Genomic DNA, 21,119 nt, shown 5'->3' with positions numbered 1-21,119 from the left:
ACCCGATCGTGGTGAGCACACAGACACAGAGTGATGGGGCGATCCGCCAACTCCCACCGTCGACGGACGCGCATCGGGGAGGTCTCTTCCAATGAACACCACAGAGCTCGTCACAGCGGCGTGGACCACCGCCACGCACGCCGCTGACGTGCTCGCTCTTATACCCGCGGCGGAGCCGGAGCCCAAGGGCATCGACACCGACGGTGTCGTCAAGTTCTTTGCCACGAACATCGCGCCGATCCTGCTCGCGGTGCTGGGCGTGATCTTTATCGGCCGGGCGAGCAAGGGCGAAATATCAAAGGTCCTGACCAGTTCGGCGATCGCGATCGTGGGCCTCGCCTTCATCGCCGGCGCGGCAACACTGTTCTTCGTCGGTGACTACATCATCAACCTGATCTTCGAGTAGGTTCGCGGGTTCACTTATGCGGCTGCGTACCGACGACGACATCTACCGGGCTCGCCTGGTCTACCTGGGCCCGCCCGGATACACCTTGCCCATCCACCTCCCGTACGCGCAGTACGGCGTCTTCATGCTGCTCGTCCCGCTGTTCATGTTCATTCATTACCTCTTCACGTTCGACGTGGAACTGTTCCCGGCATGGGAGATCGCGCTCGCCGTCGTGACGACGTCCTTCATCTTCAGGTACGTCGATCCCGACCGTCCCGCGCGCATGGTGGTGCGCACCGCGCTCACCGACTGGCGGCGCACGCGCGAGCCCGCCACAGAGCAGCGCGACCCTCGTCTGGTCGCGACCCGGATCCGGGTCCGGGAGGAGCTTCTATGAGCGGGAGGCGGGGTCCCCGCGGAGATGTGGAGCAGCGCGAAGCGCGGCGCAGCGTTTTCGTGGGGTGCAGTTGTGAGGCTACGGGCCTTGACCACGACGGTGGACGAGCGCCGAACAGCGGAGCGTGGTGGGCACAGCGCGACAACCGAATTCTTATGTGCGGAGCGATGGCATGACCCCACCCTCCACACCGGGCACCCCTCGTCCGGTCGGCATGCCGGCCGACACGCGTAGTAACGGTGCGCGACCATCTGACTACCCGGTGTCAGAGCCGGACGAGGACGCCGATGACCTGATCACCAGCCCCGACCACGGCGCGGTCGCGGTCTTCCAAGCTCCCCAGGCGCCGCGCGGCCGGCCCGGCGCACCCAGCCCGCAAGGCCGCGGTGACGGCGAGCACGCGGATATCGACTCGCCATTCCTCGACCTCTTCTCCGGCTCCCCGTCACGCCCCGCGCCACCCCGCGCCGCCACCCGCGCGCCGGCAGCCCGCCGCGTGGCCGAGCCGCCGCGCCGGCCGGTCGAGCCGCCGCCCGCTGTCGAGCCTTCGCGGCGGCCCATCGAGCCGCCGCCCACCGAGCCGTTCACCAATGGCGTGGGCGGGCACGGGATCGGCGCCGAGCCGACCGTCGCGCCGCCGCGTGATGGTGACGCGCAGCCGGTACCAGATGAGAAAGCTGGACCACCGGTTGCCATGCGGTCGCCGACGCGCGCCGACCGGCCCCCACGCCATGCGGCTCTTGAGCCCGAGCTCGAGCCGGTCAACCTGCCGGCGGTGCGCGAGCCCGCGGCGGAGCCCCCGGCCCGGCGCCCGCCGGCCGAGCCGGCCACCCGCCGGCGGCCGGAGGAGCGGCGACCGCGCGAGGAGCCGCCACCGCGCCCCCGCAAGGAGGTCAGAAAGCGGCAGGATCTCGCGCCGCGTACCAAGCCGGTCCGCCCGCCGAAGATCAAGTTTGCCGACCGCGACCCGGCCGTCAACCTGGCGATCACCGAGATCGCCGGCCACCTCACCTTCACGCCCAACACCGTCACCGCCTGGTACTGGCTGCCGGAGGTGCGGTGGGCGTTCCGGCCGGACGCCGAGCGCGAGGCGCTGCTGTCGGCGATCTCCGAGCAGTACGCGGGCCTCGCCGGCTTCCGCCTCCACCTGCGCCGCACGACCCGCCCGTTCCCGGCGGACGAGTGGGCGCGCACGCTCGACACGCACACGCCGCACCCGCTCGGCGGCGTGCCCGGCGCCACCTCCTGGTCCGACCACCTGGTCAACGCCCAGCGCCACCTGCTCTCGGTCAACCACGCGGAGGGTCAGACATACCTCGGCGTGACGTTTGCCCGCCGCAAGCTCGGCGACTCGCTGGTCGAGCGGCTGCTACGCGCCTTCGGCAGGGGTGTCTCCGAAGGTGAGCGGCGCAAGCTGGGGCGCACGGTGGAGCAGTTCGACGAGGTGCTCGGCGCCTTCGGCATGCGCGGGCGGCAGGTCGCGCCGCACGAGCTCGAGTGGCTGCTGTACCGCTCGGTCGCGCTCTGCATGGCGCCGCCCACCGCGCTGTCGCCGGTGACCGACGGCCAGTGGGAGCGCGGCGACCTGCTCGCGCTGACCGAGCAGATCGAGCGCTACCGCACGCCGTACGGGTCGACCGTCAAGCTGGTCAACCGCATGACCGGCGAGGAGCGCCACGTCGCCGTCCTCGCCGTCGGCCGGATGGAGCCGCTGGAGATCCCCGAGCGGCACGAGCCGTGGATGCACTTCCACGAGCGCCTGCCCTGGCCGATGGAGCTGTCGTCCAGAGTGGATGTGCTGGGCTCGGGCGACTCGTTCAAAAACCTCGAGCACCGGCTGCGGATGATCCGCTCGCAGCAGCTCGACTACGCCGAGCACGGCATCGACGCCCCGCCCGAGCTGGAGCGCCTGGCCAAGCGCGCCCTGGTCATCGGCGACGAGATGACCACCGGCCTGCCCGTCGAGTCGGCCCGCGCGCACGGCTGGCACCGCATCGCCGTCGGCGGCCGCACCCGCGAAGAGTGCCTGGAGCGGGCCCGCCGGCTCATCCAGCTGTACTCCCGCGAGCTGCGCATCTCGCTCCAGCACCCGAAAAACCAGGACTGGCTGGCCCGCGAGTTCATCCCCGGCGAGCCGGTCGCCAACACCGGGTACATCCGCCGGATGCCGGTCAAGCTGCTCGCCGCCGCGCTGCCCCAGGCGGCGTCCACAGTGGGCGACCGCCGCGGCGACCTCATCGGGCGCACCGCCGGCACCTGCCGCCGGCCGGTCTTCCTCGACCTGCACTTCCCGATGGAAATCCGCGAGCGCTCCGGCCTCAGCGTCTTCGTCGCCGAGCCGGGCGGCGGCAAGTCCACCCTGCTCGGCGCGCTCGGCTACCTCGCCGCTCGCCGAGGGGTGCAGGTCACGCTGCTCGACCCGTCCGGCCCGCTCGCCCGGCTGGCCCAGATGCCGGAGCTGCGGCCGTACTCCCGCGTGCTCAACCTGACCGGCTCCGAGCACGGCACGCTGGCGCCGTACTCGCTGATCCCGACGCCGCTAAGGTCCGAGTTTCCGAGCGGGCCGACCGGCGACCGCGAGTTCGAGATCGCCGTCTCCAACTCCCGGGCCGAGCGCCGCATGCTCGTGCAGGACATCTGCTCGATGCTCGTGCCACCGCAGGTCGCCCGCGAGGCATCCACCGCCACCCTGCTGCGGCACGCCGTGCGCCAGGTGCCCGCCGAGGAGACGTCCACACTGGACGACGTGGTCGCCTGCCTGGCCGGGCTCGACGACGACAACGGCAAGGAGCTGGCCAACCTCCTGCTCGACACCGCCGAGATGCCGCTCGCCCTCCTCTTCTTCGGCCGCCCACCCGAAGGTCTCCTAGGTGCCGACGCCGCGCTCACCGTCATCACGATGGCCGGCCTCCGCCTCCCCGACCTCAAAATCGAGCGCGAGTACTGGTCGGCCGAAGAGGCACTGGCCCTGCCGATGCTGCACACCGCACACCGGCTGGCCGTCCGCCGCTGCTACGGCGGCTCGATGTCGTCCCGCAAGATGGTCGGCCTGGACGAGGCGCACTTCATGGAGGGTTGGCGGTCCGGCCGGTCGTTCCTGGTCCGCCTGGCCCGCGACTCCCGAAAGTGGAACCTGGCGGCGCTGGTGGCCTCGCAAAACCCACGCGACATCCTCGGGCTGGACGTGCAAAACCTGGTCTCCACCGTCTTCGTCGGCCGTATCGCCGAAGACGTGGAGATCGCCTCCGAGGCCCTGCGGCTGCTGCGGGTGCCGGTAAACGACGGGTACGAGGCAACCCTGGCCTCACTGTCCAACGTAGACACATCATCAGCGTCACGGCTGGGCTTCCGGGAGTTCGTCATGCGAGACGTGGATGGGCGCGTGCAGAAGGTCCGAGTCGACGTGTCGTACGTGGAGGGGCTGCTCGACCACTTGGACACGACCCCAACAGGCACGACGGCACCGCAGTCCAACCTGCCCACCGGCGCACCCGACGTGGAGGTGTGAAGTGGTAAGGCGGGCGACCGCACTACTTCTCGCCATGATGGTCGCGGCCGCGACTTCTCTGGTGTGGCCTACGCCGGTGTCGGCAGGCCCCGCTCCGGTAATGCAGGCCCCCGGCGACCTCTGCACGACGCAGGAGTGGCAGGTCGACTTCCGCGCCTGCGTGGACAAGCTCGCCGACGTGGCCGCGGAGCGCAAGCAATGCCTGAAGGCGCCGACGGCCGGCACCCCTGACTCAGGGCTCGCCGGCTGGTTTGCCAGCCGTCCCGAAGCGTCGAAGATGAACGGCCCGAAGGGCCTCTACACCGATTACGGATACGCCGGCTACAGCTACACCACGTACGACGTAGACAACGGTTGCCTCGCGACACTGACACATCCCGAGTACAAATTTACGACCACCATCGCCAACGGCGAATTCATGATCGCGACCGCGATCATTGGAGCATCGAACGCCCTACGAGAGCGGGCATGGAACCCCGAGTCCATGTGGGGCTGGGCCGACCCGCTCGTGGAGCAGGCGACAAAGGCGGTCTACGAAAAGGTCTTCAGCGTCTTCGGCATCGTGACACTCGGCGTGGTGGGGTTGTATCTACTCTGGCGGTCGCGCCAGGCGGACATGAGCAACGCCATGACCACCGCCGGATGGGCGGTGCTCGTCATGGTGGCGGTGACCGCGTTGGCGGCGTGGCCGGTGAAATCGGCGAACGTGGCGGACGCGACGCTGGTGGGCACGCTTGGCGTGGTCCACGACGCAGTCGGACCGCGCGCGAAAGATCGGCCGCCGGGCGAGTGCCGCCTGGGCAACCCCGAGGCGTGCACAGATCATCGACCACCCGCGGTTCGGGCGAGTGACACCGCCACCGAGACGATGCTCTACCGCAACTGGCTGCGGGGGGTATTGGGATCGGCGGACAGCGAAACGGCCAAGAAGTACGGTCGCGCCCTCTATGACGCAAAATCGCTCAGCTGGCGGGAGGCCGAGCGCCTTCGATCAAACCCGAAGGATCGGGACGCCACTTTTGCCGCCAAGAATGACCAATGGATGAAGGTCGCCGAGCAGATCAAGACCGAAGACCCCGAGGCGTATGAGTACCTCCAGGGCACCAAGGACATGGAGCGGATCGGCGCTGGGTTCATCGCGGTCCTGGCCGCTCTCCTTTTCGCGATGTTCGATCTGACAGCTTCCCTGCTCGTCCTCCTCGGGTTCCTCATCTTCAGGTGGGCGGTGATCGCGGCCCCGATCCTCGGCACCGTCGGTCTCATGCGCCCGGCGAGCGCCGGCCTCCGTCGCCTGGCCAACGCCGTGGTGGCCGCCGTCTTCAACATCGCCATCTTCGGCACCGGAGCAGCCATCTATCTGTTCGCCGTCGATCTGATCATGAGCACCCCGACGCTGCCCGGCTGGCTACAGGTGGTGCTGGTTTGGTTGTGCGGCGTTGTGGGTTGGCTCCTGCTCCGGCCATACCGGCGGATCACCCAGCTCGGTGGCAAGGACAGCTCCGCGGCCATCACCTCGGCCGGCTCGTGGCACCGCCGGTTCTTCCGGGACATGCGGGAGGCCGCCAAGCTCAACGTCTCCGAGCCGGGCGGCACCGCGGAGCCGCAGGGTGGCAAGCGGCGGCAGACCGTCGTCGAACAGACCAGGCTCCGGCCGGAGGCGCGCGACGAGGATCCTTCGCACTCCAGCACTCCGCGTCCGGACGGCCGGGAACGCGCAGACGAGGCGACCGGACCGGAGCCGGCTCCGTCCCGCACAGAGCGACCGGCACCGTCGCGTCGGCGCCGCACGACCGAGTGGGTCGAGCCGGACCTGCCGGAGCGTCCGCCGTCCTACACCATTTACCGTCCGGGCGGCGAGCCGGCCACCGAGCCGGCGCCTGCGCCGACCCCTCGGATACGCGCAGAGGCGAGGTGACGGACGGTGCGCCGGGCCGCCCAGCTTGTCGCGCGTGGGCTCCTGCGTTCCCGCGTGGGGGTGGCCCTGGTGCTGGCCATCGTCGTGCTCGGCGTGGTGGGTGCCGCAAAGCTCTTCTCGGGCTCGGCTGGAGCTGAGCCGGGACTCAACGGGGCGCCCGAGCAGCCGATTCTCACCGTCTCCGCCACGATCGCCGACGACGGCCTCGCGTCGCCGGAGCCGACGCCCTCGCCGAAGATCAGCCCAGGGACAGCCGTACCGGCGACTGTCGCCGAAGCGTTCGGAAGTGCCTGGGTCAACCATCGCGATGTGACCGCGGAGGAGTGGTACGCGGGGCTCCTTCCGCATTGCACGGAGACGCTGGCCAAGAAGCTGGCCGGGGTGGATCCGGCTGGTGTGCCCGCGGACCGAATCACCGGCGAGCCGGTCCTGATCCCCTACGCCGACCAGATCGTGGATGCGACGATCCGGGTCGACTCCGGGCTGCTGCGCCTGCGCCTCACGTCGGTCGACGGTCGCTGGCTGGTTGACGGCATCGACTGGGAACGCGCATGACCGACGGACTGATGGGCGGCGCCGGTGAGGTGCGACGACCGGCGCGCCGCGTCGGCCTCGCCGTGGCGATCCTCGCCGCGCTCGCGCTCCTCTGCTGCGGCGGTGGTGTCGGTTCCTACCTGCTCACCGACGACGGCGGCACAGACGACAGCGTTTTCAGCAACGCGTTCGGGTGCGGCGAGGGCGGCATCATCGACGCGTCGAAGCGGATGCCAAGGGTCGGCGCCTACGGTGACGCCCAGGTCCGCAATGCCGCGATCATCGTGAACGTCGGTTCGGACATGCGAGTGCCGTTTCGCGGCTGGGTCATCGCGGTGGCGACGGCGATGCAAGAATCGGCGCTGTCGAATCTGCCCCATCTCGGCGCCCGAAACGACCACGACTCGGTCGGCCTGTTTCAGCAGCGCCCGAGTCAAGGCTGGGGATCCGCACGGCAGCTCCAAGATCCCAAGTACGCGTCCCGGAAGTTCTACGAGAAGCTGCTCGCCGTCGAGGGGTGGCAGCAGATGGCGCTGACCGACGCGGCACAGCGGGTACAGGTGAGCGCCTACCCCGACGCCTACGCGAAGCACGAGCCGATCGCCACCCAGATCGTCAACCTGCTGACCGGCGGTGCCGGCCGGGCGGCTGGCAACAGCACCAAGGCGCGGTGCGCCACCGGCGGTGAGATCGCCGCCTCCGGCTGGACCGTGCCCGTGCGGGCCCTCGTCGTCTCCGGCTTCCGCACCGCGGAGCGTCCCGACCACGACGGCGTGGACCTCGGCGCTAGGCGGCACACGCCGATCCGCGCCGCTGCGGCGGGCCAGGTGATCACGTCACGTTGCGACACCGACCCGTCCGGCAGCCTGTGCAACCACGACGGTTCACCTTCCACGCCCGGCTGCGGCTGGTACGTCAAGATCCGGCACGCGGGTAACTTCGTGACTATGTACTGCCACATGGTGGTCCGTCCAAAGGTGAGGGTTGGGCAGATGGTCGCGGCTGGCCAGGAGCTCGGCTTCGTCGGGACGAGCGGTCACTCGTCCGGCCCACACCTGCACTTCGAGGTCTACGATGCCAGCAAAGGTGACAAGATCAACCCGGTCGACTTCATGCGGAACGTCGGCGCTCCCCTCGGCGGCAATCCATGAGCCGGGAACGCCGTCCGGATCCCTTTGCGGAAAGGCCTGACCGTGCAGTGCATCCACCAAAGTCGATCATCCCGCTACCGGCTCTGACACAGGACGATCTCCGCGGCCGGCGGGCCATCGTGGGCGCGCCCGGTCTCGGCTGGCGGTATGACCTTCGGGCCGACGAGAAGGTTGTGCAGGGCAGCCGCACGTACGTCCCCGTCATACCGGAGCAGGACTGGTACCGGGCAGAACTGGAACAGGTGGAGGTCTTCGCTCCGCTCGTGCCGGTGGATCGGGTGTGGATAGAAAGGTTGAGCCTCCCCCAGGACAGCGACATACGGACAGGCGGCGACGCCCGGCGTCTCGTGTCTCTTGATGCCCCACCAGAACAGCACCCAGCTCACGCCGTCGATTCATTAAGAATTGCCGGCCGCCGGCTGGTTCAGGTCATCGATGGCGTCGAACGCCGCGATCTCCGTGCGGTCACGGAGACCTACACAAGTGCCGATGGCGAGATCTGCATTAGAGTAGCCGCAGAACTCGAATGGTATCGCTGGGTCTGGAGTGGACAGCATCCCAAGACGCTTGAAGTGCCCGCTCACCTGCTCTGGGTTGAGTAACCCGGTCAAAGTTTCGTGGCGCCACAGACACGCCATCCGTCCTGATCGACTAGGTTGAACCGCCAATTCGCCCAGTCACTCTCCGTGCCGTCTGAGATCGTCCAGCTTATCTCAGTAGTTACCGTAGGGCGTCCCTGCGATTCTTGGACCACCAGACTGCCCCACGATACAACGATCTGAATCGAGTACTGCCGCTCTCGCGTCTCTATGTCCTGTCTAAGGAGACGAATTGCTGCCAGTTTTTCCCCATCACCGCAGGCATATAAGCTCGCCCGGGTGTCGTTGCGTTCTACAAATAGAGCACGAAGGTAGTTCGAAACCGCGACGTCGGGGGAGCTGCGGTCTGGTTCTGTCGCGTCGCGGTAGGCGAGAAAGGCTACCCCCGCCCCACCCGTGCACAACAGCGCGACAGCGCCGGCGATCAACATCAGCACCAGGCGGCCTACGCGGACGTGGGTGCCGCTTCCGCCAAGTGCAGCCGTCGACGGCGAGGCCGGCTGCGCCGGTGGTGCGGAGGGGCGAGAAACGTCCACGCACCGAGGTTAGCCGGCTACCCACGCCGCTGGCGGAAGGCTGGGCTGGCCACCCCGGCGCGGTGGCGCCAACGGTGAGAGCGGACCATTCGGGCATTGAAACCTGTCCGAGCGGAGCGTGCCCGGCAACAGGCCCAACCGCGTCCGCTAAGAAGGGGGCGGGCTGGGATACCGTCTCTGTCCGAGGGAGGTGAGCGGCGGTGCCTAACGCCAAAGCACAGCTGAGCCAGGCCGCCGCCCTGCATCGGCAGGCTGCTGCCACCGTTATGGCCGCGGCGGGGGCCTTGGAGCGGTTTCAGCCGGCGCCACCCGACCTGAGCGAGCAGCATGAGCTGGCCGAGCGGCTGCGGGCCGCGGCCGCCGCGCTTGTGCCGGGGTGGTTGGGGGCGCCGCTGGACGCCCAGTCCGAGGACACTCCGCTCGGTGGGCCGCGCCTGCCGCAGTTCGTGCGGGTGGGGATGGCGCAACCTCTTGACGACGCGCGGTTTCCGGCGATCGTTCCGCTGCTGGGTGCTGGCCACCTGACCGTCGACGCGGATGCGCGTGACCCTCGGGTGGCGGGGCTCTTGCGGGCGTTGTTGCTTCGGCTGCTGGCGGCTTCGCCGGCCGGGTCGTTGCTGGTGCGCGCCGTCGACGCGGCGGGCGCGGGGCTGGTCTTCGGGCCCTTCGCGGCGCTCGCGGATGCCGGGCTGATGCCGCCGCCGGTCACCGACCGCACGGGGCTGCGGGCTGTCCTGGCCGAGGCGGAGCAGTGGGTGCGTCCGGCGCGGCCGGCCACCGCGCGGCACTCCCGGCGGGATCGCACGCTGTTGTTGGCGATCGCCTCGCTGCCGGAGCTCACCGAGGGGGGCGACCTGGCGCGGATCGCCGCGCTGGCGCAGCACGGGCCGGAGGCCGGCCTGCACCTGATCGTGGCGGGCTGGCCGCCGCCACCGCTGACCGAAGACACCACGCAGCCGCCGCTGCCGCGGACCACGACGATCACGTTGCGCAACCCGCACGCGATCGTCGGTGATCCGCCGGCCGCGCGGTATGGGAGCAGCGTCGAAAACAAGGGGCTCAACGCGCCGGTTTTCCTGGACGAGGATCCGCCGGCTCATCTCTTCGAGCGGGTCTGCCAGGAGCTGGCGGAGCATTCGGCGACGCGGTCGCGGCTCACGCTCGCCGACGTGTTGCCCGACGCCGACCTGTGGGCCGACGACTCCGCCGAGGGGGTGGCGACCACGGTGGGGCACGACGGTGACACGGCCGTCACGTTGCAGTTCAACGATCTCACTCCACATTGGATGATCGGCGGGCGGTCCGGCGCCGGAAAGACCGCATTCCTGATCAACGTGCTTTACGGGCTTGGCTTCCGGTATTCGCCTGCCGAGCTGACCCTTTACCTTCTCGACTTCAAGGAAGGCGTGTCGTTCGCCGAGTTCGTGCCTAGTGTGCGAGACAAGACCTGGCTGCCGCACGCGCGCGCGGTCGGCGTCGAGTCCGACCGGGAGTACGGCGTGGCCGTGCTGCGCGAGCTCGACGCCGAGATGACGCGGCGCTCGGTCGCCTACAAGCGTGCTGGCGTGACGCGCTTCAGCGACCTCCGCCAGCAGCGGGCGATGCCGCGGATCATCTGCGTGATCGACGAGTTTCAGGTGCTGCTCGCCGGCAGCGGCCCGCTGACCAGCGAGGCGGTGAGCCTGCTGGAGTCACTGGCCCGCAAGGGCCGGTCGTACGGCATCCACCTCGTGCTCGCCAGCCAAACAGCGCTAGGCGTCGAGGCGCTCTACGACAAGCGCGACTCGATCTTCGGCCAGTTTCCGGTGCGGGTGGCGCTGCCGGGCGGCGGCGACGTGCTCGAGCCGACCAACGACGCGGCGGCCGGCCTGCCGCTCGGCACCGCGGTGGTCAACACCGCCGGCGGGCTGGGCGGCCCACGCGGCGCGACCCGGGGGCATGAGCGGACCATCCGCTTTCCCGACCCGCACGCCGACCGGGCCACCCTCGACTCGGTGCGGCGGCGCCTCTGGGAGGCACGCCCGGAGGCGTCGAAGGCGCCGTCGTTGTTCGAGGGCTACGCGCACCAGTACCTCGACGACGACCCCACCTACCGCGCGGCGCTGGTGACGACGCCCGCACGACCATCGGCGCTGGTGGGGCGGGTGATCGACGTTCCACTGTCGACAGCGACCTTCCCGCTGGACGCCTCGCCCGGCCGCCACCTGGCCGTCCTCGGGCCGAGCACCTACGGCGCCGACGTGCTCGACGCCGCCGCGCGCAGCCTGGCCGCACACCACCCGGCCGGCACGGCGCGCTTCGTGGTGTCCTCGCTGGTGGCCGACGGCGACGCGACGGCGCGGGCACTCACCGACCATCTCGCCGAGACCCAGAGCGCCGAGCTTGTGAAGGCCGCACAGTTGACCCGGGCGTTCGAGGCGGGCGAGCCGGCATATCTGGTCGTCTTCGGCATGGACGCGATCGGCCGTGGCGCGCTGCCGCGCGACTTCCTGCGCGAAGGTCCTGGCCAGGGCGTGCACCTGCTCTCGTGGTGGCGCGGGCTGCGCCGGTTCACCGACGAGGTCGGAGGCAGCAGCGCGGCCCGCGAGGAGGTGGCGGGGATGGTCTTCCTCAACGTGCCCGGTGCCGAGGTGTCGCTCCTTCTCGGCCAGCAGGTCGACTGGCAGCCGCGCCCCAACCGCGCGCTCCTGCACGATCGCCACGCCGACCGCACCACCGTGATCGTCCCCTTCGTCCGGCCGGAGCGCGACGAATGAGGTCCCACGACGAAGCCTGGAACGAGTACGTCGCCGCCGCGCAGCGCCTCGACGCCGTCCGCCGTGGGGTGGCCGCCGTCGCGGGCGAACGCGAACAGGCGGTGCGTGCCGCACACGACGAGCTCTCCGGGGTACGCGCTCGGCTGGCACCGCAGCGGGCCAAGTTGGTGGCGCAGGGTGTACCAGATGCCGCCTTGCAGCCATCGCCCGCGGAGGTGGCCGATGCCGCGCAGGCCATGGCGGGTGGACCCGCCGCGGTGCTCGCGGCGCTCCGCCATGCGCGCGCCACCGCGAACGCCGCGGACGAGACCGAGCTCGGCCGGCGGCCGGTGGGTCCGCGCGGGGAGACGCCCGCGTGGCTGCGCAACCTGATCGTCTACGGGCCGTTCGCGGTCGTGGTGCTGATCGTGCAGCTGGCCCTCTACGTGACCGCCGACACCGACGTGGTGCTCTACGCCGTCCTCTGTGGACTGACGATGCCCTTGGCGGCGTTCGGGCTGGGCTGGCTCACGCTCGGCCTCGCGTTCGTGCCGCCGCCGGGCGACAAGATCGACCGCACGCCGATCTTCGGCCTGGCGGTGTGCTTCGCGCCGATCGTCGCCACCTGCATGGGTGTCGGCCTGCTCAACCTGGTGGGATAGGCAGCATGCCGAGTGTCGAAGAGGTCAAGGCGCAGGTGTCGGCGTCGGTCGACCAAACCAACCGCGCGATGGCGAGCCTCCGCGGTGTGACCGATCAGCTCGACGAGGCGCTGGCCCGGCTGCGGCTGACCGCGGTGGGCGCGGTGCACCCGACGGTGCTGGATGCGATCTCCCGGCTCGAGCAGGCGAAGCAGCGGCTCGACGAGGCACACACGCTCGCGCGGGGCGCCATCGACTCCGCCGACCGCTTCCGCGCGATCATCTAAGAGCAGATTGCCCGGTCCGCGTCAGTGGCGGACCGCCGCTCCCGCCGGAGACCGCGGAGGCCGGCGGCTCGCAGAGCGAGCCGAAATCCCCGACCTCCGCTGCCATGCCCGCGGTGCAAGACCAAACCGCGTGACCAACAGCGGACGGGTGAGGCCGCGGGAGCAACGGTCTGGACCACGACGGACGTCGCGGTAGCCCACTTTTTGAAATTGGTTTTGGGGGCTCAGCTCGCCATGATGAGGCTCATCGCCTCGGCGCGGGATTTGGCGTCACGCTGGAAGAGGCCACGTACGGCCGAGGTGATGGTTTTCGCGCCGGCCTTTTGTATGCCGCGCATGGCCATGCACATGTGCTCGCACTCCAGCACCGCGATCACACCGCGGGGTTGGAGCTTTTCCATCAGCAGGTCGGCGATTTGCGAGGTCAGCCGCTCCTGCACCTGCGGGCGCCGGGCAAACACCTCGACGAGCCGGGCCAGCTTGGAGAGGCCGGTGATACGGCCGTCTTCGCCCGGGATGTAGCCGATGTGCGCGACGCCGCGGAACGGCAGCAGGTGGTGCTCGCACAGCGACATCACCTCGATGTCGCGGACCAGCACCAGCTCTTCGTGGTTGGCCTCGAAGGCGGTGGTGAGCACCTTCGCCGGGTCGACCCGCAGGCCGGCGAACAGCTCCGCGTAAGCCCGGGCGACGCGCGCCGGCGTTCGTTGCAGGCCGTCGCGGTCCGGATCTTCGCCGACCGCGATCAGGATCTCGCGTACGGCCTTTTCGATCCGGGCGAGGTCGACGGAGTCCTCCACCGGACGGCCGCTCAGCTTGCCGTCGACAAGTCGGGCCGCCAGATAGTCCAGGACGTCGTCGCCGTCGCCATCAGGCTCGGTCGACGACGCCCCGGAGTAGGGCTCGCGGCTCAGTGAGCGCCGTCCGAAGAAGAGTTGGGCGACGACCCGCCACCAACGGTCGCCTGCGCGCCGTCGGCCTGGGCCTGCACCTTCAGCGCCTCCTTCTCGCCCGGCGTGAGCACCGGCGGCTCGTTGGAGGGCTGGCGCTTGCCGAAGCCGTTGTACGGAGCCATCGGCGGGCGCTTGACCACGCGGGCGCAGATGCGGGCCATGTCGGTCTGGGAGATGGTCTCCTTCTCCATCAGCTCCAGCACGAGGCTGTCGAGCACGTCGCGGTACTCGACCAGGATCTCCCAGGCCTCGTCGTGCGCCAGCTCGATCAGCGCCCGCACCTCGGCGTCGATCTCGGCGGCCACGGCGTCGGAGTAGTCCTTCTCGTGGCCCATGGTCCGGCCGAGGAACGGCTCGTCGCCGCTCGTGCCGTACTTGACCGCGCCGAGCTTGGAGCTCATGCCGTACTGCGTGATCATCGCCCGGGCCAGCGCGGTGGCCTTTTCGATGTCGTTGCCGGCGCCGGTGGTCGGCTCGTGGAAGACCAGCTCCTCGGCCGCCCGGCCACCCAGCGCGTACGCCAAGGTGTCGATCATCTCGGCCCGGGTCTGGGTGTACTTGTCTTCAGTCGGCAGGACCAGCGTGTGACCCAGCGACCGGCCGCGGGACAGGATCGTCACCTTGTGCACCGGCGCGGAGTGCGGCAACGCGTACGCGACCAGAGCGTGGCCGCCCTCGTGGTACGCGGTGATCTTCTTTTCGTGGTCACTCATCACGCGGGTGCGGCGCTGGGGGCCGGCCACCACGCGGTCGATCGACTCTTCGAGGTTGTCGTTGGTGATCGCGCGCTTGTCGTGGCGCGCGGTCAGCAGGGCCGCCTCGTTGATCACGTTGGCCAGGTCGGCGCCGGTGAAGCCGGGCGTGCGGCGGGCGACCGAGTCGAGGTCGACGTCGGGCGTGAACGGCTTGCCCTTGGCGTGCACCCGCAGGATCGCCTTGCGGCCCTCCATGTCGGGGCTGTCGACGGCGATCTGCCGGTCGAAGCGGCCGGGACGCAGCAGGGCCGGGTCGAGGATGTCGGGCCGGTTGGTGGCCGCGATCAGGATGACCCCGCCCTTGGTGTCGAAGCCGTCCATCTCGACGAGCAGCTGGTTGAGCGTCTGCTCGCGCTCGTCGTGACCGCCGCCCATGCCGGCACCGCGGTGGCGGCCGACGGCGTCGATCTCGTCGACGAAGACGATCGCCGGCGCGTTGGACTTGGCCTGCTCGAACAGGTCGCGGACCCGGGAGGCACCGACACCGACGAACATCTCGACGAAGTCGGAACCGGAGATCGAGTAGAACGGGACACCCGCCTCGCCGGCGACCGCTCGGGCCAGCAGCGTCTTGCCGGTGCCGGGCGGGCCGAAGAGCAGCACGCCCTTCGGGATCTTGGCGCCGAGCGCCTGGTACTTGGCCGGGTTTTGCAGGAAGTCCTTGATCTCGTGGAGCTCCTCGACGGCCTCTTCCGCGCCGGCGACGTCGGCGAACGTCGTCTTCGGCGTGTCCTTGGTGATCATCTTCGCCTTGGACTTGCCGAAGTTGAGCACCCGGGAGCCGCCGCCCTGCATCTGCGACATGAAGAGCAGGAGCAGGATCACCAGCACGGCGATCGGCAGGAGGTTGACCAGCAGGGTCAGGAAGACGTTGTCTCCGGACACCTCGGTGTTGACCGGACCCGCGATCCGCCCGGCGTTTTGCGCCTCGAGGATGTCATTCCAGATGTCGTCGCCGACCTCGTACGGGTACTGCGCCTGGATCTTGTCGGTCTCCGTGTCGCCGAACTTCGCCCTGCTTTGCAGGTCGAGCTGGAGCGTCTGCTCCTTGTCCTTGAAGACCGCCTTCTTTATGCCGCCCTTCTCATTGAGCTGTTCGAGCGCCACAGAGGTGTCGACCTTGTGGTAGCTCGGGCCGCTGGTGAAGAACGAGCTGAGCGCAATCGCACCGATGATCACCAGGATGATCCAGACCACCGGGCGGCGGAAGAAACGCGTACGTTCCATACTGTTGTCGAGCGCCGAGGCGCCCGGACCCTCCTGATCGACGTCCTGACCGTCTGACTACGTGTGCCGCGGGATCACGGCCGCCGCTGCCGCCTCGTCGGCGATCGCGACACTCGATCTCGTGTGTTCGCCTCAGCGCCGACGAGCCACGCCATCGGTCATTCGAAGGTACACCCCGCAGGGCAGGCTGCGGCCCCCGGATCAGGCCCCGCACTAGCAAACTACGCAAACAAGGCGCAACGTCGCTACCCCGTGAGGCGTTTGCGCAGGTAAATGGGCTTTCTGAGAGTAGCCTGTGCGTTCACGCCCGCGCGTAGACCTCGGGCTTGAGGACGCCGACGTACGGCAGCTCCCGGTAACGCTCGGCGAAGTCCAGCCCGTAGCCGACCACGAACTCGTTCGGGATGTCGAAGCCGACGTACTTGACCGGGATCGAGACCTTCACCGCTTCCGGCTTGCGGAGCAGCGTGACCACCTCGACGCTCGCCGCCTTGCGGGAGGCCAGGTAGCGCAGGAGCCAGGAGAGTGTGAGCCCGGAGTCGACGATGTCCTCAACCACGATCACGTGCCGCCCGGCGATGTCGCGGTCGAGGTCTTTGAGTATGCGCACGGTGCCGGACGAGGTGGTGCCCTGGCCGTACGAGGAGACCGCCATGAACTCGAGCTCGGCGGCGGGCCCGTGCCGGCCCAGCGCGCGGGCGAAGTCGGCCATGAACATCACCGCACCCTTGAGCACGCAGACAAGCAGGAGTCCGTCTTCGACCGTGGCGTAGTCGGCGGACACCTGCTTGGCCAGCTCTGCGGTTTTTTCTCGGATCTGCGCTTCGGTGATGATCACTCGATCGATGTCGGCGTCGTACCAGGAGCCGTCGGTCATGGCCTAAGACTGCCCCATCCAACTCCCCGACTTTCGCGCGGGTCAGCGGCTGTTAGAGCAGCCGGGGGCGGCTGCGGCGGCGCCCGCTTTCGGAGGGCTTCCAGTCCGCGGAGTCGCGGCTGTCGGAGGTCCACCCGAAGATGGAGGCGATCGCGAGGACGACGAAGAACAGCAGGAGTACGAAGAGTTCCATGGCGGCTCAACCTTTCCCGAAGGTCGTGTTGCTCTCTTTTGAGGTCTGCCGCCGGTGCGCACCGGGCTTATGTAAGTAGTCTCCGCCAGACCTGCCCCTTAGCACAGTGGCAGCAATGCCATTGACCCTTAAAATCCTGCCAACTCCGTAGTAGGGTGGCAGCATGCTTCGCAACGTCGCCGTGATCGTGTTCGACGGGGTCGCCGCCTTCGAGCTGGGAGTGCTCTGCGAGGTCTTCGGCACCGACCGGACCGACGACGGCTTCCCCGGCTACCGCTTCGACGTGTGCAGCGCGGACGGCAAGCCGGTATCGACCAAATCCGGCTTCGAGATCTCGCCCGCCTCCGACCTGACGCCGGTCGAGACCGCCGACCTTGTCGCGGTGCCGGCGCACGGCGACGGCTTCTCCATCCCGCAGGACGTCCTCGACGCCCTGCGCCGGGCGGACGCACGGGGTGCCTACGTGATGAGCGTCTGCTCCGGGTCCTTCGTGCTCGGCGAGGCGGGGCTCCTCGACGGGCGGCACTGCACCACACACTGGAAGTACGTGGACGAGCTACAGGAGCGCTTCCCGAAGGCGCAGGTGCATTGCGACTCGCTGTATGTGCAGGACGGCAATCTGCTCACCAGCGCCGGCACGGCTGCGGGCATCGACGCCGCGCTGCACCTCGTGCGGCAGGCGCACGGGTCCGCGCTGGCCACCAAGATGGCCCGCCGCATGGTCGTGCCGCCGCACCGCGACGGTGGTCAGCGGCAGTTCGTCGAGGCGCCGATGCCCAAGACCCCCGAGGCGGCCACGCTCGAGCCGGTGCTGACCTGGCTGATGACCCACCTCGACGAGGCGGTCACGGTCGACGACCTCGCCGCGCGGGCACACATGGCGCCCCGCACGTTCGCCCGCCGCTTCCGCGCCGAGACCGGCACCACGCCGCACGACTGGCTGACCAACCAGCGGGTGCTGCTCGCCCGCCGGCTGCTGGAAGACACCGACCTGGGCGTCGAGGCGATCGCGACCCGGGCCGGCTTCGGCGACACGGCGACGATGCGCCACCACTTCACCCGCCGGGTCGGTGCCACGCCACAGGCCTACCGGACCACGTTTCGCGAGCGCGAGCCCGCGGCGTAGTCACGGGCGCCAGCCGCCCGCGGGCAGCACCACCTTGATGTCCGTGGTGGCGACCGACGTGCCCGGGATCGTCGACGCGGTCATCCGGGTGGCGATCCGGCCGGAGCCGGGCACCGCGCCGGTGACCTGCACGGTGTACGAAGCGGTGGCGGGCAGCGTGCTGGCCACCCGCAGGTCTCCGGTGGGGAGCTTGGCGGCCAGCTGACCGGCGCTGCCGTCGGCGTTTTCCGCCCCGACCACCACCGGGCGGCCCGCGACCGCCCGCGGCGGCGCGGCCGGGTCGTACGCGAAGACCACGTCTTCCACGCCGTTGGCACCGAGCCACACCTGGAAGTGGAGGCTGTCGACCTGCCACTCGACCACCACCCAGGCGGAGACGCCGTCGGTCAGGCGGGCCGCGCGGATGCTCCTTTCGCGGCTGCCGCTGAAGTCGGTCCAGAACGGCGCGAGCACGTTGTTGGGACGGGCCACGTCGGGCAGCCGGCCGGGCCGGGCCCCGGCGGCGCCGGCCGCGTCACCGACGACCAGGTAGCCGTTGGCGTCGACACCGATCGACTTGTACGCCTTGCCGCCGTAGACGAACTCCGGCACCTCGTACGTGACCATGTCGCGGTCGCCGACCTTGGTGGGTACGACGCCGTACTGCTCGAGCGGGCGGTAGCCGGAGCTCGTGACCGGCTTGAGGGTGGGGGTGCCCGGGCGGGCACCGGGCACGACGAGGCCCCGCCGCACCGCCGAGCGGGCGCCGGTCTTCGTCGCGCCGCCGACTCCGCTCACGGTCAGGTGCTCGTCGACCACCGTCTCAAGGTCGACGGTGGCGTCGGCCAGGGAGACGTTGCGGGCGGTGATCGTGCACGGCGTGTACGCCCGCCACCGCACCGCCGCCGAGGCGCAGTCACTTGCCAGCGTCACGTTGCCCGCCTTGGGGGTGAACGCGACCGGCAGGTGCAGCGTGGGCAGGCCGGGCCGGGTGGGATCGAGGCGGACCTCGCCGGTGTACCGCCCCTCGGGCGCGGTCGACGTGACAGTGATCCGCAGGTCGACGGCCTTGCCCGGCGCGACAGTGAACACGCTCGGTGTGACTGTGATCCGGCTCTTCGCCGGCGCGCTCACGGACGCCAGGTAGGTCTGTGCCACCTTCGTCACGTTCTTCGCGGTGCGGACGGTGGTGAGCTGGCCGGGCATCGTGGGCGCGTACACCGACGGAAGGTTGAGGTGCACCGCGCCCGCCGGGTCGGCGCCCAGCGCCAGCATCCGGCCGGCCGACTCGTCGAAGGTCAGCCCGGGGTCACCGGCCACCGCCAGGTCGATCCGACCGCTGCCCCGGTCGTACGGGCCGGCCCACGTCTTTCCGTCCTCTTTGCGCACCGCCGTGCGCGCCGTGGTCATCAGGGCGGACTTGACCTGTCCGGGCGTCCAGTCGCGGTGCAGTGCCTTCAACAGGACCGCCGAGCCGGCGACGTGCGGCGCGGCCATCGACGTGCCGGCGATGGCCTGGAAGAGCTCGCCCGGCGGCCCGCCGTCCGCCGCGGCCGGCGTGGGTGTGTGCCCGGCGAGGACCTGCACGCCCGGCGCGGTGAGGTCGGGCTTGATGGCCGGCCCGCCCGGCCCGCGCGCGGAGAACGCGGCGAGCACGTCGGCCTTGCCCCGCTCCGACCGCCCGCCGGTGAACGTCGCGGTGACCGCCGGGTTGGCGGCCATGAACGCGGCGAACCGGGTGCCGTCGGCGAGGTGGACGGTCGGGAGCCAGTGGCTGTCGGTCTCCACGTCGGCGAGCGACGGGTTGTAGAGGATCATGCCGACCGCGCCGCCCTGCACGACGTTGTAGCCCTTCGCCGCGCGGGCGTTGCCGCCGCGCTGGCAGGCAACGATCTTGCCGGCGAAGATGCCCCGATCCGCGGGGGCCTCGCAGAGCGCGCCGCCGGTGTACCCGGAAACGCCGCCGGCCAGGACGACCGGCGTGTCGGCCTCGACCCCGGCGGTGATCGAGGCGCCCTTGAGCGTGAGCTGCTTGCCGCCGGCCCGCAGCCGCAGCGTGGCGTTGAAGTCGCGGGTGCCCGTCGATGCGCCGACGGTGGTGACCCAGGGCGAGGTGTGGTTGATCGTCGCGGCACCGGGGCCGGAGTTGCCCGCCGACGCGGCGACGAAGACGCCCGCCGCGTACGCATCGAGGAAGGCGAGCTCGACCGGGTCCTTGTACGGGTCGGTGCCACCGGAAACCGAGTAGTTGAGCACGTCGACGCCGTCGGCGACCGCCTGCCCAACCGCGCGGGTGATGTCCGAGCCGTATCCGCCGGCCTCACCGAGTGCCTTGTAGACGGACACCCACGCGCCCGGCGCGACACCCTGCACCGGCCCCCGCTCGACGCCGAGCAGCTTGGCCGAGGTGACCACGTTGCCGGCGGCGGTCGACGCGGTGTGGGTGCCGTGGCCGCTGCTGTCGCGGGCGGTCCGGTACTCCTCGTCGTCGTGCCGCGACAGGTATGTCTCCAGGAACGTCGCGCCGCCGATCAGCTTCTTTCCACACCGGAACGGATCGGCGGCCGGGGTCAGCGGGTTGTCACCGAAGTCGCAGGGGCGCACCGAGCCGTCGGCGCGCGCCGGCGCGGCGCCGAGGTGGCCCTGGTCGGCGAAGGACGGGTGCTCCGGCCAGGCGCCGGTGTCGATCACGCCGACCAGCACGCCGCGCCCGGCGTTGCGGTCGCCGCCGACCTTCGGGTACACGCTTGTCGCGCCGATGAACGAGGTGTTGGGGTCGGCGAGCGGCTGCCGCAGGTCGTCGCGCTGCACGGCGACCACACCGTCGATCGCCAGCAGGTCGTCGACCCGGTTGGCCGGCACGGTGGCGGAGACGCCGCCGTAGACCACGCGCAGCCGCTGCCGCACCTCGGCACCGGGGACCCGCTTGCCCAGGTCGGCGATGAACCGCTCCTCGCGCGCGGCCAGATAGTCCTCGTAGGACCGCTCGGCGGCACCTCGCGCCAGCTTGGCGCGGGTGCGGGACGGGCTGGTGGCGGCGAAGCCGGGCACTCCGCCCGCGTACGTAGCGACCGGGTCGTGGTCGAGCTTGACGACCACCGGGACCCGCTCCGACTCCTCGCGCCCCAGGAGGGCCGGGTCGGTCTCGGCCAGCCGGCTGGTCGGCGCGGCCTCGGCGGTGACCCGGCCGGTCGGCTGGATCGCGGTCGCGGTCAGTGGCGGAGGCTCGGCGGACGCGGGCGCGCCCCAGGCGAGCGGCGGCACGAGTGCCACCGCGACGACTGCCCGGAACCACTTGTGTCGACGCATCCCCGCTGC

At 70.1% G+C, this 21,119-nt stretch carries 16 protein-coding genes; 11 read left to right on the top strand and 5 right to left on the bottom strand.

Going from position 1 to position 21,119, the window contains the following annotated elements:
- Positions 1 to 91: 91 nt before the first annotated feature.
- From ACTMTJ_RS24490 to ACTMTJ_RS24445, 10 genes are all read left to right on the top strand, one after another.
- Entirely contained in the window at positions 92 to 406 is a 315-nt protein-coding gene (locus ACTMTJ_RS24490; RefSeq protein ID WP_441220050.1) for a hypothetical protein, read from the top strand.
- Positions 407 to 422: 16 nt separating this feature from the next.
- The gene (locus tag ACTMTJ_RS24485; protein WP_441220049.1) at positions 423 to 785 is read left to right on the top strand and encodes a hypothetical protein; all 363 of its coding nucleotides are present in this window, start codon (positions 423 to 425) and stop codon (positions 783 to 785) included.
- A 172-nt stretch (positions 786 to 957) separates the two neighbouring features.
- Entirely contained in the window at positions 958 to 4,293 is a 3,336-nt protein-coding gene (locus tag ACTMTJ_RS24480) for an ATP-binding protein (protein ID WP_441220048.1), read from the top strand.
- Between the two features lie 34 nt (positions 4,294 to 4,327).
- Complete coding sequence (locus ACTMTJ_RS24475) at positions 4,328 to 6,208, top strand: MFS transporter (protein ID WP_441220218.1); 1,881 nt, start codon at positions 4,328 to 4,330, stop codon at positions 6,206 to 6,208.
- 60 nt (positions 6,209 to 6,268) lie between these two features.
- Positions 6,269 to 6,763, top strand: a complete 495-nt coding sequence (locus ACTMTJ_RS24470; protein WP_441220047.1) for a hypothetical protein — start codon at positions 6,269 to 6,271, stop codon at positions 6,761 to 6,763.
- On the top strand, positions 6,760 to 7,893 hold the full coding sequence (locus ACTMTJ_RS24465) for a M23 family metallopeptidase (RefSeq protein ID WP_441220046.1): 1,134 nt from the start codon (positions 6,760 to 6,762) through the stop codon (positions 7,891 to 7,893). The genes ACTMTJ_RS24470 and ACTMTJ_RS24465 overlap by 4 nt, the downstream gene beginning before the upstream one ends.
- A complete protein-coding gene (locus ACTMTJ_RS24460) occupies positions 7,890 to 8,495 on the top strand; it encodes a hypothetical protein (RefSeq protein ID WP_441220045.1) in 606 nt (201 codons plus the stop codon). The genes ACTMTJ_RS24465 and ACTMTJ_RS24460 overlap by 4 nt, the downstream gene beginning before the upstream one ends.
- Before the next feature lie 799 nt (positions 8,496 to 9,294).
- The gene (locus ACTMTJ_RS24455; RefSeq protein ID WP_441220217.1) at positions 9,295 to 11,784 is read left to right on the top strand and encodes an FtsK/SpoIIIE domain-containing protein; all 2,490 of its coding nucleotides are present in this window, start codon (positions 9,295 to 9,297) and stop codon (positions 11,782 to 11,784) included.
- Positions 11,781 to 12,425 (top strand): hypothetical protein, encoded by a 645-nt coding sequence (locus ACTMTJ_RS24450; RefSeq protein ID WP_441220044.1) that lies wholly within the window; start codon positions 11,781 to 11,783, stop codon positions 12,423 to 12,425. Before ACTMTJ_RS24455 ends, ACTMTJ_RS24450 begins: the two co-directional genes overlap by 4 nt.
- A gap of 5 nt (positions 12,426 to 12,430) precedes the next feature.
- Positions 12,431 to 12,691, top strand: coding sequence for a hypothetical protein (locus ACTMTJ_RS24445; protein ID WP_441220043.1), 261 nt, complete (start codon positions 12,431 to 12,433; stop codon positions 12,689 to 12,691).
- Positions 12,692 to 12,915: 224 nt separating this feature from the next.
- Here the strand turns inward: ACTMTJ_RS24445 and folE are convergent, their stop codons facing one another.
- The 4 genes from folE to ACTMTJ_RS24425 all read right to left on the bottom strand — a co-directional run bounded on the left by folE (position 12,916) and on the right by ACTMTJ_RS24425 (position 16,696).
- Positions 12,916 to 13,533: a GTP cyclohydrolase I FolE gene (folE, locus tag ACTMTJ_RS24440; RefSeq protein WP_441220216.1), complete on the bottom strand. Its 618-nt coding sequence runs from the start codon at positions 13,531 to 13,533 to the stop codon at positions 12,916 to 12,918.
- A 68-nt stretch (positions 13,534 to 13,601) separates the two neighbouring features.
- On the bottom strand, positions 13,602 to 15,626 hold the full coding sequence (gene ftsH, locus ACTMTJ_RS24435; protein WP_441220042.1) for an ATP-dependent zinc metalloprotease FtsH: 2,025 nt from the start codon (positions 15,624 to 15,626) through the stop codon (positions 13,602 to 13,604).
- Positions 15,627 to 15,927: 301 nt separating this feature from the next.
- Positions 15,928 to 16,503 (bottom strand): hypoxanthine phosphoribosyltransferase, encoded by a 576-nt coding sequence (gene hpt / locus ACTMTJ_RS24430; RefSeq protein ID WP_441220041.1) that lies wholly within the window; start codon positions 16,501 to 16,503, stop codon positions 15,928 to 15,930.
- A 52-nt stretch (positions 16,504 to 16,555) separates the two neighbouring features.
- Positions 16,556 to 16,696 carry a hypothetical protein gene (locus ACTMTJ_RS24425; RefSeq protein WP_441220040.1) on the bottom strand — a complete coding sequence of 47 codons (141 nt, stop codon included), beginning with the start codon at positions 16,694 to 16,696 and terminating at the stop codon, positions 16,556 to 16,558.
- 163 nt (positions 16,697 to 16,859) lie between these two features.
- Here ACTMTJ_RS24425 and ACTMTJ_RS24420 point away from each other — a divergent pair, with 163 nt between their 5' ends.
- Positions 16,860 to 17,822, top strand: a complete 963-nt coding sequence (locus ACTMTJ_RS24420) for a GlxA family transcriptional regulator (protein WP_441220039.1) — start codon at positions 16,860 to 16,862, stop codon at positions 17,820 to 17,822.
- Here the strand turns inward: ACTMTJ_RS24420 and ACTMTJ_RS24415 are convergent, their stop codons facing one another.
- Positions 17,823 to 21,110, bottom strand: a complete 3,288-nt coding sequence (locus ACTMTJ_RS24415; RefSeq protein WP_441220038.1) for a S8 family serine peptidase — start codon at positions 21,108 to 21,110, stop codon at positions 17,823 to 17,825.
- Positions 21,111 to 21,119 lie beyond the last annotated feature (9 nt).

This window comes from Phytohabitans sp. LJ34 (assembly GCF_052068095.1).
Classification (GTDB): Bacteria; Actinomycetota; Actinomycetes; order Mycobacteriales; family Micromonosporaceae; genus Phytohabitans.
Note: the sequence above shows the minus strand (reverse complement) of the source record. Positions and strands in the feature narration are given on the sequence as shown.

Bases quoted from the DNA above. Each gene is read 5' to 3' on its own strand.
- ACTMTJ_RS24490 (WP_441220050.1), top strand. From the start codon at position 92: ATGAACACCACAGAGCTCGTCACAGCGGCGTGGACCACCGCCACGCAC.
- ACTMTJ_RS24485 (WP_441220049.1), top strand. From the start codon at position 423: ATGCGGCTGCGTACCGACGACGACATCTACCGGGCTCGCCTGGTCTAC.
- ACTMTJ_RS24480 (WP_441220048.1), top strand. From the start codon at position 958: ATGACCCCACCCTCCACACCGGGCACCCCTCGTCCGGTCGGCATGCCG.
- ACTMTJ_RS24475 (WP_441220218.1), top strand. From the start codon at position 4,328: ATGATGGTCGCGGCCGCGACTTCTCTGGTGTGGCCTACGCCGGTGTCG.
- ACTMTJ_RS24465 (WP_441220046.1), top strand. From the start codon at position 6,760: ATGACCGACGGACTGATGGGCGGCGCCGGTGAGGTGCGACGACCGGCG.
- ACTMTJ_RS24460 (WP_441220045.1), top strand. From the start codon at position 7,890: ATGAGCCGGGAACGCCGTCCGGATCCCTTTGCGGAAAGGCCTGACCGT.
- ACTMTJ_RS24455 (WP_441220217.1), top strand. From the start codon at position 9,295: ATGGCCGCGGCGGGGGCCTTGGAGCGGTTTCAGCCGGCGCCACCCGAC.
- ACTMTJ_RS24450 (WP_441220044.1), top strand. From the start codon at position 11,781: ATGAGGTCCCACGACGAAGCCTGGAACGAGTACGTCGCCGCCGCGCAG.
- ACTMTJ_RS24445 (WP_441220043.1), top strand. From the start codon at position 12,431: ATGCCGAGTGTCGAAGAGGTCAAGGCGCAGGTGTCGGCGTCGGTCGAC.
- ftsH (WP_441220042.1), bottom strand. From the start codon at position 15,626: ATGGAACGTACGCGTTTCTTCCGCCGCCCGGTGGTCTGGATCATCCTG.
- hpt (WP_441220041.1), bottom strand. From the start codon at position 16,503: ATGACCGACGGCTCCTGGTACGACGCCGACATCGATCGAGTGATCATC.
- ACTMTJ_RS24425 (WP_441220040.1), bottom strand. From the start codon at position 16,696: ATGGAACTCTTCGTACTCCTGCTGTTCTTCGTCGTCCTCGCGATCGCC.
- ACTMTJ_RS24420 (WP_441220039.1), top strand. From the start codon at position 16,860: ATGCTTCGCAACGTCGCCGTGATCGTGTTCGACGGGGTCGCCGCCTTC.
- ACTMTJ_RS24415 (WP_441220038.1), bottom strand. From the start codon at position 21,110: ATGCGTCGACACAAGTGGTTCCGGGCAGTCGTCGCGGTGGCACTCGTG.